A 15,734-nucleotide genomic window follows, 5' to 3' on the forward strand; every position below is an offset into this window, starting at 1 on the left:
TATTGTCCGAAGACATTAAGAATCCATGTCACTTTGAGTGCCCACACAGATTGTCTGATAAATTGTTAAAGAGCAGTTGCAACGCGGCTTTCAGCTCACCGTTGCGAGGTCCCGTATATTACGTTTTCCTCATTCAGAGTCAAGTGATTATTTTCGCTTTTCTCTGTTGGCGTTCATCTCTGAACCCCGCTAACCCGGCGGCCTGCAAGCCGTTGTTCCGTGTCAGTGGAGGCGCATTATAGGGAGTTCTCAGACGTTGACAACCCCTCTTTTAAAAAAAACGTTCAACCGTCTCTTTTTTGCTCAAAACCGTGCTACAGCGCTAGTTTTTCGAGCGTTTCAAAGCCATAACGGCGTAAAACGGGTAAAAGTTGCTCGGTCTCTTTGGTGATTGCCATACAAAAAGCGATATTCTCATCGGCAGATTTTGCATCCGGCGCTTCGTGTTCCAGCAGCCAGGCCGTACGACGGGCGATAGCCGCCCCCGAATCTACCAGGCGCGTCCCCTCCGGCAGAACCTCTAACAGTTCTTCCTGTAATAGCGGGAAGTGGGTGCAGCCCAGCACAACGGTATCCGGTGGTTCCGGCATCCGCAGCCATGGACGAAGAATACGACGCAACTCGTCGAGTGATACCGCCTTTCCATGCAGCTTCGCTTCGGCCATCTCCACCAGCTCGGCCGAGCCGAGCATCGCAATCTGGCATTCGTTAGCAAAACGGTCGATCAGCTCGCGGGTATAAGGACGCTTTACCGTACCCCGCGTTGCCAGCAAACCCACAATACCGTTCGCCGTCAGGCGGGCAGCGGGCTTTATTGCCGGAACAACGCCCACAACCGGGAACGGGAATTTTTCACGCAGGGCAGGAAGGGAGACGGTGCTCGCCGTATTACAGGCGATGACGGCCAACGCAAGGGGATAGCGCTTTTGTACCGCAGTGACGATTTCAACCACACGCTCAACAATAAAGTCTTCGCTCTTTTCCCCATAGGGAAAAGCGACGTTATCGAAGGCGTAGATGTAATGGAGATCCGGCAGGAGATGCCGAATCTCATCATAGACCGAAAGCCCACCGACGCCGGAATCAAACACCAGCACGGTGGGACGCGGATTAGAAGGTGTAGCTGCCAGACAAGGTGTATTCCCGTCCTGCAGTTTGGTAGCCATAAACTGTCTCGTAATCTTTATCGAACAGGTTGGCTATTTTACCACGAACTGTGAGGTGTGAGGTGACAGGATACGAAACTGCGACATCCCACAGGCTAACGCCGCCCATTTTCACCTTCTGACTCGGCCAGGTACCGAAGTCGGTATCGTACCGCGTTCCCAGATAGTGATAAGTCAGGCTCCAGTCAAAATCATAAAGTTGCGTATCAAGCTGATACTTCACCTGCTGCTTAGCGCGACGATCCAGTAGCTGGTTGGTTGCCGCATTGCGTGCATCAACATAGTCATAACCCACAGTATGCATGACCGGGCCCGTATCAAACGACGCGGTAGCTTCGATACCTTTAATACGCGCTTTGCCGACGTTGTAATACTCCTGGAGGTTATTGTTGAAGTCGATAAGATTATCAACGTCATTACGATAGCCGGATATCCGCCAGCTCACGCCTGCCGTCAGGCCTTCAAACGCGCCTTCCCACTGCTTGCTCTCTTCAGGATCAAGACGGTCATTACCGTAAATTCCGTAGAGTTGCCCCTGATTCGGTGCTTTATAGGCCGTGCCATAAGAAGCAATGAAACGATAACCGTCAATAAACTCCCAGCTCGCACTACTCTGCCAGGTGCCATGACGTCCAAACTGAGAGTTGTCGTCGCTGCGAACCGCCCCTTCCAGAGTGACGTCACCAAACTGCTGCAACCCGGTCAGGTAGACGCCCGTGTTGCGAATGTCGTAGGCATTCGACACATAGTTGGTGTTAGGTTCTGTACTCTGCTTCTGCCAGTCGATACCCGCGCCGATATTACCGTGGCCCACGTCCACAGAGTTTGTCCACTGAACGTTGTACTGTTTGATTTCATCCAGCGTCGCCGTGGAATCATAACGACCAAGATGCGGATCGTAGTTAAAATCCTTACTGTGGCTGTAACTGGAAAGCAATTGCGAATGGAAGATATCTTCGTTGAAGCGCAGTCCGGCATCCCAGGTCTGGCTATATAGCTGGCGGGTATCAACCAGCGCGTTTGGACTGTAATAAGCGTCATAGGCAGTACGGTTGCTGTAGCCATACCCGCGAACGAAGCCGCTCCATTGTTCGGAGAACGCATGCTCCAGCGCACCGTAGATGGTTTTATTCATGTAGCCGTCACGATCGGTTTGCGGAACGCCGCCGTTGTTACCGTCCGCCACCACGTCAAAGCCTTTGGTATACGTGTAATCCCCTGCCAGCGTCACGCGCGTGGCGTCACCCAGCGTCTGCTGAGTACTGCCGCCATAATTTTGGTAACCGTGCGAGCCTACGCCTGCATTCAGAGTCGTACCGTCCTTGGCGCGGGTGGTAATGATATTCACCACGCCACCAATCGCATCGGAGCCATACACCGCCGAACGCGGGCCACGAATGTATTCGATACGCTGCACCAGCGCGATAGGGAACTGGCTGAGATCGGACGATCCCGTAACGCCCGCCTGATTAAGGCGGATCCCGTCGACGAGGATAAGCACATGGCTGGAGTTTGTGCCACGAATAAAGAGTGAAGAAGACTGTCCCATTCCGCCGTTTTGTGCGGTATCCACACCCGGCAGGCGGCGCATGACATCCAGAACCGAGGTTGACTGCCAGCGGTCAATATCGGCACGTGTGACAACGGAGGTTGCCGCCAGAATAGATTTTTCAGGTTGTTCAAAACGATTTGCCGTCACCACCAACGAGTCTGCGCTATCCTGCGCCCAGCCCGAAAATGCCGTGACGGACAAGGCCGTCAACAGCGATACTTTTTTAATCATTGTTAAAGCATCCACAATATAAGAAGGATGCCGCAGGCCTCATCTATAGCACGCGATGATGAAACCAAATGCGACGTGATCCCGGCAGGTCTTCGGGCTAGGTGGCGTTATACGGATGAAGACTTCCCATTTTCACAGTGTCTACAACGCTCATCCCGCCAGTCTTTACCGCTGCGCGTCAGCTCCAGATTTACACTGGATTCCCTTTTCACTCTCATGAGACCGGAAACAGAATGCTACAATTAGACACGTATAGATGTCCAGACAGCTATTAGCCATTAAATCTGGACATCCCCTGAACAATGCCTACAATCCCCGCGTAATTCTTTATCACTCAGGACGCATCATGACCCCCGAACACCTCCCGACAGAACAGTACGACGCGCAGCTGGCAGAGAAAGTTGTCCGCCTGCAAAGTATGATGACGCCGTTCAACGCGCCCGTTCCCGAGGTGTTCCGCTCCCCTGTCAGCCATTACCGCATGCGTGCCGAATTCCGCATCTGGCATGACGGGGATGACCTGTATCACATCATTTTCGATCAGCAGACGAAATCCCGCATCCGCGTGGACAGCTTCCCGGCGGCAAGTGAATTAATCAACCAGCTCATGACGCTGATGATGGAAGGCGTGCGCAATAACCCTGTGCTGCGCCACAAGCTATTCCAGATTGACTATCTAACCACGCAAAGCAACCAGGCGATTGTTTCCCTGCTGTATCACAAAGCGCTGAACGACGAGTGGCGCGAGCAGGCGGAAGCGCTGCGCGATGCGCTGCGTGCGCAGAACATCAACGTTCACCTGATTGGCCGCGCAACAAAAACCAAAATCATGCTCGACCAGGACTACATCGACGAGCGCCTGCCAGTAGCGGGTAAAGAGATGGTGTATCGTCAGGTCGAGAACAGCTTCACCCAGCCGAACGCCGCGATGAACGTGCAAATGCTGGAGTGGGCGCTGAAGGCAACGGAAGGGTCAACGGGCGACCTGCTTGAACTCTACTGCGGTAACGGCAACTTCTCGCTGGCGCTGGCGCGTAACTTCGATCGCGTGCTGGCCACGGAAATCGCCAAGCCGTCGGTGGCCGCCGCGCAGTACAACATTGCCGCCAACCATATCGATAACGTGCAGATCATTCGTATGGCCGCTGAAGAGTTTACCCAGGCCATGAACGGCGTGCGGGCGTTTAACCGACTGGAAGGGATCGATTTGAAAAGCTACCAGTGTGAGACGATTTTTGTCGACCCGCCGCGCAGTGGCCTGGACAGCGAAACCGAGAAGATGGTGCAGGCGTACCCGCGTATTTTGTACATCTCCTGTAATCCGGAGACGCTGTGCAAGAATCTGGAAACGTTAGGCCAGACGCACAAGGTTGAACGCCTGGCACTGTTCGATCAGTTCCCGTATACGCACCATATGGAGTGCGGTGTACTGCTCACGGCAAAATGATCCAGGCCCTGTAGGGCAGGTAAGCGAAGCGCCACCTGCCAAAAAGCCGGATGGCGCTTCGCTTATCCGGCCTACAATGACAAAACCCTCTACTCTGATAACTGGCTTTTGCGGTTACGCATGCGCGAGCCAATCCAGAACACCAGCGCCACAGACAGTACCGCAGGCAGGAAGTTAGAGCCGATATCCGGATACTCCGCGCGCACTACAGTGCTATACAGCAAGACACCCAGAATAAAGCAGGCTGCGGCCAATCCCGGTAACCCCACCGGCATGGTGCGGTTCAGGTAACGTTGATGCAGGCAGTAAACCGTCAGCACCAGCGCAATAAGCGGGAAAATCGAAAACGGAACGATTGAGCTAAAAATAGCGGCAAACGTACCGTTAATGGATAAGCCAGCGATCAATGCCAGCAACAGCGTCCCTTTATCCTGACCTGACTGTTTCATTACTCACCTTCACTCTTCGGTTTGATGTGCCAGTTTCTCTTGTTCACGGCGATACCAGTAGTACGCGCCTTTGGAGATCATCCTGAGCTGCAATACCAGTCGCTCTTCGAGCTGTTTGCGTTGTTCAATGCTGACATCCAGCGCTTCGGCACCCGCGCTGAAAACAATCGTCACCATCGCCTCCGCCTGTGCTTCAGTAAACGCACGCGGCATATGGTTTTCGAGTTCCAGATAGTCGGCAAGTTCCGCGATGAAGTGCTGAATTTCACGCGCGACGGCGGCACGAAACGCCGCCGATGTGCCCGAACGTTCGCGCAGAAGCAGACGAAATGCGTTGGGGTTATTGCCGATAAATTCCATAAAGGTCGAGACGGAGGTGCGGATCACGCTGCCTCCTTTTGCAATTCGCTGACGCGCCTGGCGCATCAGCTGGCGCAGCATCAGGCCGCTTTCATCGACCATGGTCAGGCCCAGTTCATCCACATCACGGAAATGACGATAGAAAGACGTTGGCGCAATCCCGGCCTCGCGTGCGACTTCGCGCAGGCTCAAACTGGCAAAACTCCGCTCAGCACTCAGTTGACTGAATGCGGCTTCCACCAGCGAACGCCGGGTTTTCTCTTTTTGTTGTGCTCTAACGCCCATCACAATAATTGAATCCTTCCAAAGGCCTGATGGCACTATACCAGAGAATAAAATTAATCTGTTTGTTCAGCTTTGTGAATGATTGTTTACGTACGGTTTGTGCTCCACTGCCGGAAAAAAGCACAACGATAATTGGGTTACTCCGGCAATGATGTTATGATTCTGTTGCTTTTATGTATAAGAACAGGTAAGCCTTGCCATGCCACATTCCTACGATTACGACGCAATAGTTATTGGTTCCGGCCCCGGCGGCGAAGGTGCTGCTATGGGTCTGGTGAAACAGGGAGCCAGAGTAGCGGTCATTGAGCGCTACCATAATGTCGGCGGCGGTTGCACCCACTGGGGCACCATCCCTTCCAAAGCCCTCCGCCACGCCGTTAGCCGCATTATCGAATTTAACCAGAACCCTCTTTACAGCGACCACTCCCGACTTCTTCGTTCATCCTTTGCTGACATCCTGAATCACGCGGATACCGTCATTAACCAGCAGACGCGTATGCGTCAGGGGTTTTATGAGCGTAACCACTGTGAAATTTTGCAGGGCAACGCGCATTTTGTGGATGAACACACGCTGGCGCTCGAATGCCACGACGGTTCCGTTGAAACCCTCACCGCTGAAAAATTTGTGATTGCCTGCGGTTCGCGCCCGTACCATCCGGCCGACGTGGACTTCTCACATCCGCGCGTCTACGACAGCGACTCCATCCTCAGCCTGCACCATGAGCCACGCCATGTGATCATCTATGGCGCCGGCGTGATTGGCTGTGAATATGCGTCAATCTTTCGCGGAATGGAGGTCAAAGTTGACCTGATTAACACCCGCGACCGCCTGCTGGCATTCCTCGATCAGGAGATGTCAGACTCCCTCTCCTACCATTTCTGGAACAGCGGCGTGGTGATTCGCCACAACGAAGAGTACGAGAAGATTGAAGGCTGCGACGACGGCGTGATCATGCACCTGAAGTCCGGTAAGAAGCTGAAAGCCGACTGCCTGTTGTATGCCAACGGCCGTACCGGCAACACCGATTCGCTGCAGCTGGAAAATATCGGGCTTGAGACCGACAGCCGCGGTCAGCTGAAGGTCAACAGCATGTACCAGACCGCGCTGCCGCACGTTTACGCGGTCGGCGACGTGATTGGCTACCCGAGCCTGGCCTCAGCCGCTTACGATCAGGGCCGTATTGCCGCTCAGGCGCTGGTGAAAGGCGAAGCAACGGCGCATCTTATTGAAGATATCCCGACGGGCATTTATACCATCCCGGAAATCAGTTCTGTCGGGAAAACCGAGCAGCAGCTGACGGCAATGAAGGTGCCTTACGAGGTGGGACGTGCGCAGTTTAAACATCTGGCGCGGGCGCAAATCGTGGGGATGAGCGTGGGTACGCTGAAGATCCTGTTCCATCGCGAGACGAAAGAGATCCTCGGGATTCACTGCTTTGGTGAACGCGCCGCGGAAATCATTCATATCGGCCAGGCAATCATGGAGCAGAAAGGCGGTGGTAACACCATCGAGTACTTCGTTAACACCACCTTTAACTACCCGACCATGGCGGAAGCCTACCGGGTAGCTGCGCTGAACGGCTTAAACCGCCTGTTTTAACGCGCTGTCAAAATGGCCATCCATCGAACCACGGATGGCCTCTGCCAGCTGCTCATAGCGGCTGCGCAGCGGTGAACCCGGACGATAAACGAGGCCAATGGTGCGACGCGGCTCCGGCTTAATGCACGGCAGATAGACCACGCCATCACGCTTACGCTCGCGCGGCACGGCCAGCGCAGGCAGCAGCGTAATTCCGCTTCCCGCCGCGACCATATTACGCAGCGTTTCCAGGCTGGTTGCGCGGAAATGGGTATCCTCATCCGCACCCGCTTCGAAGCAGAAGCCCATCGCCTGATCGCGCAGGCAGTGGCCATCTTCCAGCATCAGCAGCTTTTCACCGGCCAGATCGGCCATCGGCACGCGATCGCGGTTCGCCCACGGGTGATCTTCATAGATCGCCAGCATCATCGGCTCATCGAACAGCGGCACTTCAATAAAGGCTTCGCTCTCTTTCACCAGCGCCAGAATGGCGCAGTCGAGCTTGCCGCTATCTAACTGCGCCAGCAGCTGATGCGTTTGCGCTTCATGCAGGTACATTTCGAGTTTCGGAAACGTCTGGTGCAGCATCGGGATGATGTGCGGCAACAGGTACGGGCCAACGGTTGGGATCAGGCCGATATGCAGCGGGCCGGACATCGCCTCCCCCTGCTGGCTTGCCATTTCCTTGAGCACTTTGACCTCGCGCAGCACGGTGCGCGCCTGATCCACCAGCAGCAGACCTGCCTGTGTGAACAGAACCTTACGACTGGTGCGCTCCAGCAGCATCACGCCCAGTTCGTCTTCCAGCTTGCGGATCTGACCGCTCAGCGTGGGCTGGCTGACGTGGCAGGAATCTGCCGCGCGGCGAAAGTGACGATGCTCGGCTAACGCTACCAGGTATTCAAGATCACGAATATTCATTATTCATCCTCCGTCGCCACGATAGTTCATGGCGATAGATAGCATAGCAACGAACGATTATCCCTATCAAGCATTCTGTTGAATAATACGCCACATAGACGAGGCGGCACGTGTTTGACCCTTGACGTCCCCGCACCGTCAGCGAGTTTCTCTCAAAACTCGAACAACTAAAGCCAACGTGAACTTTTGCGGACCCCGTGGTCCGCTTTTTTTTTGCGTAAATAAAAAAGCCTGGCACTAAGCCAGGCTCTGTTTTTCTCCCTCTCCCTGTGGGAGAGGGCCAGGGTGAGGGCACCAGCCCGCACTGTTCAAACCAAATCAAACCAACCGGCTCTTCGCATCCGCAATCGCCTGCGCCACCTGCTTCGGCGACACGCCGCCTTTCGCCGCACGCTTGTCCAGACAAGACTGCAGCGCCAGAATCGGATACACATCATCCCCGATAACCGAGCTGAATTTCTGCAGGTCGGCAAGCGCCAGATCCTCCAGCGGTTTACCCTGACGAATGGCTTCAACCACCGCTTCACCTACAATATGGTGCGCTTCTCGGAACGGTACGCCTTTCGCTACCAGATAATCCGCCAGTTCGGTAGAGTTCGCATAGCCCTGCTGCGCCGCTTCCTGGCAGCGCGGACGTTTCACCTGAATGCCGTCCAGCACCAGCGCGCCCATATGCAGACAGTCCAGCCAGGTGTCGAGCGCGTCGAACAACCCTTCTTTGTCTTCCTGCATGTCTTTGTTGTACGCCAGCGGCAGCCCTTTCAGTGTCATCATCATGCCGGTCAGCGCGCCCTGTACGCGGCCACACTTCCCGCGGATCAGCTCCAACGCATCCGGATTTTTCTTCTGCGGCATCAGGGAAGAGCCGGAGGTCACGCGATCGGACAGCTCGACGAAACCGGCTTCGCCAGAGTTAAAGAAGATCAGGTCTTCAGCAAAGCGCGACAGGTGGACCATGCCGATAGACGCGTTTGAGAGCAGCTCCAGCACGTGGTCGCGGTCAGAGACGCTGTCCAGGCTGTTACGGGTGGCGGAGGCAAAGCCCAGCCAGCCTGCCAGCTGTTCGCGGTCGATTTCATACGCCGTACCGGCCAGCGCACCGCTGCCCAGCGGGCTCACGTCCAGACGCTTCAGGGTATCCTGCAGGCGGCTTTCGTCACGCGCCAGCATCTCAACGTAGGCCAGACACCAGTGCGCAAAAGTCACGGGCTGCGCGCGCTGCAGATGGGTATAACCCGGCATCACCGCGTCCTGGTTGTTCTGTGCGGTCTCCACCAGCGCGCTCTGCAATTGACGGTTGGCCGTCAGCAGTTCGCCAACGGTATCTTTACACCATAGCTTCAGGTCGGTGGCGACCTGGTCGTTACGGCTACGGCCGGTGTGCAGCTTTTTACCCAGCTGACCGACTTTGTCGATCAGCTTGCCTTCCACCCAGCTGTGAATATCTTCAGCATCGCTTTCGAGGATCTGCTGCGGGTTAAGACGCACCTCTTCCAGCAGATTGTTCAGCGCTTCTTCCAGCTGCAATTGTTCGTCTGCGGTCAGCACGCCCACCGTCACCAGCGCTTTGGACCAGGCCACAGAGCCGACGATATCCTGTTCGGCCAGGCGGTAGTCGAAGCGCAAAGAGTCGTTGAACTGCTTGAACCGCTGATCCGCTGCCTGTGTAAAACGCCCACCCCAAAGTGCCATAACATGCTTCCTTTATTCGTTAGTTCCGCCGGGTGGCGCTGCGCCTACCCGGCCTACGGTCATTCAATAAAAACTTAGGCTAAAATACGCGTGCCAATCGGCGTGCCGTTAAACAGCGCCGGGAGCTGCTCCGCGTGACGCCATGAGGCGATATCAACCGGGCGGCCAAGCGCGCGTGCGGCATCCAGCGCCGCATTCACTTTGACGATCATGCCGTCGGTGATAATGCCCTGAGCAATCAGCTGCTCGGCTTTTTCCGCGGTCATTTCAGCAATGCGCTGACCTTTACCGTCCAGAATGCCGCTCACGTCGGAGAGCAGGATCAGATCCGCACCCAGCGTTGCCGCCAGGGCAGTCGCCGCCTGGTCAGCGTTGACGTTCATCAGCGCGCCCTCTTCGGTTACGCCGATAGAGCTCACCACCGGCAGGAAACCACCTTCCAGGAGCGTGTTAATCAGCTTAGGCGAACCCGGCTGCGCCAGTCCAACATGGCCGAGCTCTTCGTCGAGCTGGGTCACTTTTACGCTGTCGCCATCGCCCAGATAGAGGCCAACGGACGCGATGTGGTGTTTCTTCGCCCAGGACAACAGGGTTTTATTCGCCGTACCCGCCAGCGCCCCGGTGATGATGTCAATCTGGTCGGCAGGCGTCACGCGCAGGCCGTTTTTCTTTTTCACCGGCAGGTTGAGCCCTTTCATCAGCTCATCCACCACGCAGCCGCCGCCGTGGACAATCACCAGCGGACGTTGATGTGATTCGCGATAGTTAACCAGCGCGGTAAACAGACGCTCCAGCGCTTCTTCGCTGTCCAGCAGTACACCACCGAGTTTGATAATTAATGGGTTCATCATCACACCTTAAATAAGAGCCTGCGTTTCCGGGAAACCGAAACGAATATTTGCACACTGCATTGCCTGTGCGGCAGCGCCTTTGAGTAAGTTATCTTCTGCGGCCACCACAATCAGGTGCTCGCCCTGCACGGCAAAGCCGATATCGCAGAATGGCAGGCCGACCACGTTTTTCAGCGCCGGCACGCCTTTGTCGTACAGACGCACCAGCGGTTTATCCGCGTACGCCTGCGTGAAGGCCTCGCTCACCTGCTCTTTGGTCACGCCAGGCTTCAGGCGGCAGGTAATGGTTTCGAGGATCCCACGCGGGAAGCTGCCCAGATGCGGCGTGAAAATCACGTCCGCGCCCAGATGGGTGGTGATTTCAGGATGATGGCGATGATTAAACACGCCATACGGCTGAAGGCTCACTTCGCAGAAGCTGTTGGAGATGGCGGCCTTGCGCCCTGCTCCGCTCACGCCGCTGGTGGCGTTGATCACCGGCCACTGGTTCAGATCCAGCAGCCCGGCGTCGATCAGTGGTTTCAGCGAAAGCTGTGCCGCCGTCGGGTAGCAGCCCGGGACAGCAATCAGATCCGCTTCTTTCAGTTTGTCAGCGCTCCACTCCGCCAGGCCGTACACCGCTTTTTCAAGCAGCTCCGGATGCTGATGGGTGAAGCCGTAATATTTTTCGTAAAACGCGCCGTCGTTAACACGGAACGCGCCTGAGAGGTCGAACACCACGCAGCCGGCAGCCAGGAACTGCGGCGCCAGGTCGTGACTGACCTCGTGCGCGGTAGCTAAAAACACCACGTCGATGCCGTCGGTGAACTCGCTGATGTCAGACATAGGCTGCAAAGGCAGATCAACCATGCCCTTAAGCTGCGGATGCAAATCGGAAATTAACTTTCCCGCATCATTGCTTTGCGCTGACACAGTCAAAGCGGTTATGGTCATATGAGGGTGACGATTTACGTAGCTTACAAGCTCTGCGCCCGCATAACCGCTAGCGCCTACAATCAGCGTATTCAACATCGGGTTCCTTTATGCTCAACGATAATGTATTTTTATTCACATTTATTGCATGAATATTGATACTATCACGACCTAAGGTGTGTCAACAATGAAAATGAACTTACCACCATTTATCGAGATTTACCGCGCCCTGATTGCCACACCGTCCATCAGCGCAACGGAAGAAGCGCTGGATCAGAGCAATGAGTCTTTAATCAATCTGCTGGCGGGTTGGTTCAGCGATCTTGGGTTTAACGTTGAGGTTCAGCCCGTCCCCGGAACACGCCACAAATTTAACCTGCTGGCCAGCACCGGAACCGGTGCGGGCGGCCTGCTGCTTGCCGGTCATACCGACACCGTGCCGTTTGACGATGGCCGCTGGACGCGCGACCCGTTCACCCTGACCGAGCATGACAACAAGCTTTACGGTCTGGGCACCGCCGACATGAAAGGCTTCTTCGCCTTTATTCTCGACGCCCTGCGCGATGTGGACGTGACAAAGCTGAAAAAGCCGCTCTACATCCTGGCGACTGCCGATGAAGAGACCAGCATGGCGGGCGCGCGCTACTTCTCTGAAAATACGTCGATTCGCCCGGATTGCGCCATCATCGGCGAGCCAACGTCTCTGCAGCCGATTCGCGCGCATAAAGGCCATATCTCTACCGCCGTGCGCGTCCTGGGCCAGTCCGGCCACTCCAGCGATCCGGCACGCGGCGTCAACGCCATTGAGCTGATGCATGACGCCATCGGCCGTATCATGACCCTGCGCGACGACCTGAAAGAGCGTTACCACTACGACGCGTTCACCGTGCCGTATCCGACCCTGAACCTCGGCAGCCTGCACGGCGGCGATGCCTCCAACCGTATCTGCGCCTGCTGCGAACTGCACATGGATATCCGCCCGCTGCCGGGCATGACGCTGAGCGATCTCGACGGCCTGCTGAATGAAGCGCTGGCCCCGGTGAGCGAGCGCTGGCCGGGCCGTCTGACGGTCTCCGAACTGCACCCACCGATCCCGGGTTACGAATGCCCGCCGGATCATCAGCTGGTCGAAGTGGTGGAAAAGCTGCTCGGCGAGAAAACCGACGTGGTGAACTACTGCACCGAAGCGCCGTTTATTCAGACGCTTTGTCCGACGCTGGTCCTTGGCCCCGGTTCGATCAACCAGGCGCACCAGCCGGACGAGTATCTGGAAACCCGCTTCATCAAGCCCACCCGTGAACTGATTACCCAGGTTGTGCATCACTTCTGCTGGCATTAAAACCGCACCGAAGAGTCCCCTCTCCCTGTGGGAGAGGGTTAGGGTGAGGGCAACAAATCGCATGATCTCCGTCACATTCCCATAAGCATCTCTTATCTGACGCGAAGCGAATTAAATTTCGTAAATTGCCCACATTTATTCGTTTGCTGAACCGTTTTCGCAGCAATTGACGACGGGGGTTTTACGTGGCTTTATAAAGGGAGATGACAAAATAATGTCCAAAAGATTTTCGATTGGGCATAAACAAAAATGATGGGGTGACTGGGTTTTTATGAACGAACAATATTCCGCGTTGCGTAGTAATGTCAGTATGCTCGGCAAAGTGCTTGGAGATACCATCAAAGACGCGTTGGGGGAGAACATCCTCGACCGCGTTGAAACCATCCGCAAGCTGTCTAAATCTTCCCGCTCAGGTAACGAGGCCAGTCGCCAGGAGCTGCTCACCACCTTGCAGAATCTCTCTAACGACGAGCTGCTGCCTGTTGCACGCGCATTCAGCCAGTTCCTGAACCTGGCAAATACCGCTGAGCAATACCACAGCATTTCGCCAAACGGCGAAGCGGCCAGCAACCCGGAAGTCATTGCCCGCACCCTTCGTAAACTGAAAGACCAGCCAGACCTCAACGAAGCCACCATCAAAAAAGCGGTGGAGTCTCTTTCGCTGGAGCTGGTACTGACCGCTCACCCAACCGAGATCACCCGTCGCACCCTGATCCACAAAATGGTGGAAGTGAACAACTGCCTCAAGCAGTTGGATAATAAAGACATTGCCGACTACGAACGCAACCAGCTGATGCGCCGTCTGCGCCAGCTGATTGCCCAGTCCTGGCACACCGATGAAATTCGTAAGCACCGCCCAAGCCCGGTCGACGAAGCCAAATGGGGCTTTGCGGTGGTGGAAAACAGCCTGTGGGAAGGGGTGCCTAACTACCTGCGCGAGCTGAACGAGCAGTTGGAAGAGAACCTGGGCTACCGCCTGCCGGTCGACTTTGTTCCGGTACGTTTCACCTCCTGGATGGGCGGCGACCGCGACGGCAACCCGAACGTCACCGCCGAAATCACCCGTCACGTCCTGCTGCTGAGCCGCTGGAAAGCGACTGACCTGTTCCTGAAGGACATTCAGGTGCTGATCTCCGAGCTGTCGATGGTTGAAGCGACGCCGGAACTACGCGCGCTGGCCGGAGAAGAAGGCGCCAGCGAGCCGTACCGTTTCCTTATGAAAAAACTGCGCGGTCAGCTGATGGCCACTCAGGCCTGGCTGGAAGCGCGTCTGAAAGGCCAGCGCCTGCCAAAACCAGAAGGCCTGCTCAGCCAGAACGAACAGCTCTGGGAGCCGCTCTACGCTTGTTATAAATCGCTGCAGGCCTGCGGGATGGGCATCATCGCCAACGGCGAACTGCTCGACACACTGCGTCGCGTGAAGTGTTTTGGCGTGCCGCTGGTGCGCATCGACGTGCGTCAGGAAAGTACCCGCCATACCGAAGCCCTGGGCGAGCTGACCCGCTATCTCGGCATCGGCGATTATGAAAGCTGGTCCGAAGCCGATAAACAGGCCTTCCTGATCCGCGAGCTGAACTCCAAGCGCCCTCTGCTGCCGCGCAACTGGGAGCCAAGCAACGACACCCGCGAGGTGCTCAACACCTGTAAAGCGATCGTGGACGCGCCGAAAGGATCGGTGGCCGCCTACGTGATCTCCATGGCGAAAACCCCGTCCGACGTGCTGGGCGTTCACCTTCTGCTGAAAGAAGCCGGTATCGACTATGCCCTGCCAGTCGCACCGCTGTTTGAGACCCTCGACGACCTGAACAATGCCAACGACGTCATGACCCAGCTGCTGAACATCGACTGGTATCGCGGCTTTATTCAGGGCAAACAGATGGTAATGATTGGCTATTCCGACTCCGCAAAAGATGCGGGCGTAATGGCGGCATCCTGGGCGCAGTATCAGGCGCAGGATGCACTAATCAAAACCTGCGAGAAAGCCGGTATTGAGCTAACCCTGTTCCACGGACGCGGTGGCTCAATTGGCCGTGGCGGCGCGCCAGCTCACGCGGCTCTGCTGTCGCAGCCGCCGGGAAGCCTGAAAGGCGGCCTGCGCGTTACCGAGCAGGGCGAGATGATCCGCTTCAAGTATGGCCTGCCGGAAGTGACCATCAGCAGCCTGTCGCTTTATACCAGCGCCATTCTGGAAGCGAACCTGCTGCCGCCGCCGGAACCGAAAGACTCCTGGTGTCGCATCATGGACGAGCTGTCGGATATCTCCTGCGATCTGTACCGCGGCTACGTGCGAGAGAACAAAGATTTCGTGCCTTACTTCCGCTCGGCAACGCCTGAGCAGGAGCTGGGTAAACTGCCGTTGGGCTCACGTCCGGCCAAACGCCGCCCGACCGGTGGCGTAGAGTCTCTGCGTGCGATCCCGTGGATCTTCGCCTGGACACAGAACCGCCTGATGCTGCCCGCCTGGCTGGGTGCAGGTGCGGCGCTGCAAAAAGTGGTGGAAGACGGCAAGCAAAATGAACTGGAAACCATGTGCCGCGACTGGCCGTTCTTCTCTACCCGCCTGGGCATGCTTGAGATGGTCTTCTCGAAAGCTGACCTGTGGCTGGCGGAATACTACGATCAGCGTCTGGTGAAACCTGAGCTGTGGGCGCTGGGTAAAGAGCTGCGCGAACTGCTGCAAGGCGACATCAAAGTGGTGCTGGATATCGCCAACGACTCACACCTGATGGAAGACCTGCCGTGGATTGCCGAGTCTATCCAGCTGCGCAACATCTACACCGACCCGCTGAACGTTCTGCAGGCAGAACTGCTGCACCGTTCTCGCCTGGCGGAAGAAGAAGGGAAAGAGCCGGATCCTCGCGTTGAACAGGCGCTGATGGTGACGATTGCGGGCGTTGCGGCGGGTATGCGTAACACCGGCTAAGGCTTTATGCCCGGCGGCGCTACGCTT

General features: G+C 56.2%; 12 protein-coding genes and 1 riboswitch. Of the genes, 4 read left to right on the forward strand and 8 right to left on the reverse strand.

Going from position 1 to position 15,734, the window contains the following annotated elements; translation table 11 throughout:
* Positions 1-314 precede the first annotated feature (314 nt).
* Positions 315-1,166, reverse strand: coding sequence for a glutamate racemase (gene murI / locus AC3WOK_RS22310; protein WP_447856524.1), 852 nt, complete (start codon positions 1,164-1,166; stop codon positions 315-317).
* Positions 1,111-2,949: a TonB-dependent vitamin B12 receptor BtuB gene (btuB, locus tag AC3WOK_RS22315; RefSeq protein ID WP_492355124.1), complete on the reverse strand. Its 1,839-nt coding sequence runs from the start codon at positions 2,947-2,949 to the stop codon at positions 1,111-1,113. The genes murI and btuB overlap by 56 nt, the downstream gene beginning before the upstream one ends.
* Before the next feature lie 66 nt (positions 2,950-3,015).
* Positions 3,016-3,191, reverse strand: a riboswitch (cobalamin riboswitch).
* A 104-nt stretch (positions 3,192-3,295) separates the two neighbouring features.
* On the opposite strand from btuB, the gene trmA reads away from it, so the two are divergent.
* On the forward strand, positions 3,296-4,396 hold the full coding sequence (gene trmA / locus AC3WOK_RS22320; RefSeq protein ID WP_047345490.1) for a tRNA (uridine(54)-C5)-methyltransferase TrmA: 1,101 nt from the start codon (positions 3,296-3,298) through the stop codon (positions 4,394-4,396).
* Between the two features lie 89 nt (positions 4,397-4,485).
* On the opposite strand, the gene AC3WOK_RS22325 is transcribed toward trmA, so the two are convergent.
* Positions 4,486-4,845, reverse strand: coding sequence for a YijD family membrane protein (locus tag AC3WOK_RS22325; protein ID WP_047345491.1), 360 nt, complete (start codon positions 4,843-4,845; stop codon positions 4,486-4,488).
* 9 nt (positions 4,846-4,854) lie between these two features.
* Positions 4,855-5,493 (reverse strand): HTH-type transcriptional repressor FabR, encoded by a 639-nt coding sequence (fabR, locus tag AC3WOK_RS22330; RefSeq protein ID WP_008501784.1) that lies wholly within the window; start codon positions 5,491-5,493, stop codon positions 4,855-4,857.
* Between the two features lie 196 nt (positions 5,494-5,689).
* Here fabR and sthA point away from each other — a divergent pair, with 196 nt between their 5' ends.
* Positions 5,690-7,090 (forward strand): Si-specific NAD(P)(+) transhydrogenase, encoded by a 1,401-nt coding sequence (gene sthA / locus AC3WOK_RS22335; protein WP_063958106.1) that lies wholly within the window; start codon positions 5,690-5,692, stop codon positions 7,088-7,090.
* Here sthA and oxyR read toward each other — a convergent pair.
* The 4 genes from oxyR to argC all read right to left on the reverse strand — a co-directional run bounded on the left by oxyR (position 7,073) and on the right by argC (position 11,544).
* The gene (oxyR, locus tag AC3WOK_RS22340) at positions 7,073-7,990 is read right to left on the reverse strand and encodes a DNA-binding transcriptional regulator OxyR (RefSeq protein WP_023309664.1); all 918 of its coding nucleotides are present in this window, start codon (positions 7,988-7,990) and stop codon (positions 7,073-7,075) included. The genes sthA and oxyR overlap by 18 nt on opposite strands.
* Before the next feature lie 318 nt (positions 7,991-8,308).
* Positions 8,309-9,682, reverse strand: a complete 1,374-nt coding sequence (gene argH, locus AC3WOK_RS22345) for an argininosuccinate lyase (RefSeq protein WP_492355125.1) — start codon at positions 9,680-9,682, stop codon at positions 8,309-8,311.
* A 74-nt stretch (positions 9,683-9,756) separates the two neighbouring features.
* Positions 9,757-10,533: an acetylglutamate kinase gene (argB, locus tag AC3WOK_RS22350; RefSeq protein ID WP_123138617.1), complete on the reverse strand. Its 777-nt coding sequence runs from the start codon at positions 10,531-10,533 to the stop codon at positions 9,757-9,759.
* A gap of 6 nt (positions 10,534-10,539) precedes the next feature.
* Entirely contained in the window at positions 10,540-11,544 is a 1,005-nt protein-coding gene (argC, locus tag AC3WOK_RS22355; RefSeq protein WP_492355126.1) for an N-acetyl-gamma-glutamyl-phosphate reductase, read from the reverse strand.
* 88 nt (positions 11,545-11,632) lie between these two features.
* Here argC and argE point away from each other — a divergent pair, with 88 nt between their 5' ends.
* Both argE and ppc read left to right on the forward strand, forming a co-directional pair.
* Positions 11,633-12,784 carry an acetylornithine deacetylase gene (gene argE, locus AC3WOK_RS22360; RefSeq protein ID WP_023309677.1) on the forward strand — a complete coding sequence of 384 codons (1,152 nt, stop codon included), beginning with the start codon at positions 11,633-11,635 and terminating at the stop codon, positions 12,782-12,784.
* A 271-nt stretch (positions 12,785-13,055) separates the two neighbouring features.
* Positions 13,056-15,707 (forward strand): phosphoenolpyruvate carboxylase, encoded by a 2,652-nt coding sequence (gene ppc / locus AC3WOK_RS22365; RefSeq protein WP_047345498.1) that lies wholly within the window; start codon positions 13,056-13,058, stop codon positions 15,705-15,707.
* The last annotated feature ends 27 nt before the right edge of the window (positions 15,708-15,734 follow it).

It is taken from the genome of Enterobacter sp. FW301-JW81, assembly GCF_058788735.1.

Coding starts and splice junctions, on each gene's coding strand:
- murI (WP_447856524.1), bottom strand. CDS start 1,166: ATGGCTACCAAACTGCAGGACGGGAATACACCTTGTCTGGCAGCTACA.
- btuB (WP_492355124.1), bottom strand. CDS start 2,949: ATGATTAAAAAAGTATCGCTGTTGACGGCCTTGTCCGTCACGGCATTT.
- trmA (WP_047345490.1), top strand. CDS start 3,296: ATGACCCCCGAACACCTCCCGACAGAACAGTACGACGCGCAGCTGGCA.
- AC3WOK_RS22325 (WP_047345491.1), bottom strand. CDS start 4,845: ATGAAACAGTCAGGTCAGGATAAAGGGACGCTGTTGCTGGCATTGATC.
- sthA (WP_063958106.1), top strand. CDS start 5,690: ATGCCACATTCCTACGATTACGACGCAATAGTTATTGGTTCCGGCCCC.
- oxyR (WP_023309664.1), bottom strand. CDS start 7,990: ATGAATATTCGTGATCTTGAATACCTGGTAGCGTTAGCCGAGCATCGT.
- argH (WP_492355125.1), bottom strand. CDS start 9,682: ATGGCACTTTGGGGTGGGCGTTTTACACAGGCAGCGGATCAGCGGTTC.
- argB (WP_123138617.1), bottom strand. CDS start 10,533: ATGATGAACCCATTAATTATCAAACTCGGTGGTGTACTGCTGGACAGC.
- argC (WP_492355126.1), bottom strand. CDS start 11,544: ATGTTGAATACGCTGATTGTAGGCGCTAGCGGTTATGCGGGCGCAGAG.
- argE (WP_023309677.1), top strand. CDS start 11,633: ATGAAAATGAACTTACCACCATTTATCGAGATTTACCGCGCCCTGATT.
- ppc (WP_047345498.1), top strand. CDS start 13,056: ATGAACGAACAATATTCCGCGTTGCGTAGTAATGTCAGTATGCTCGGC.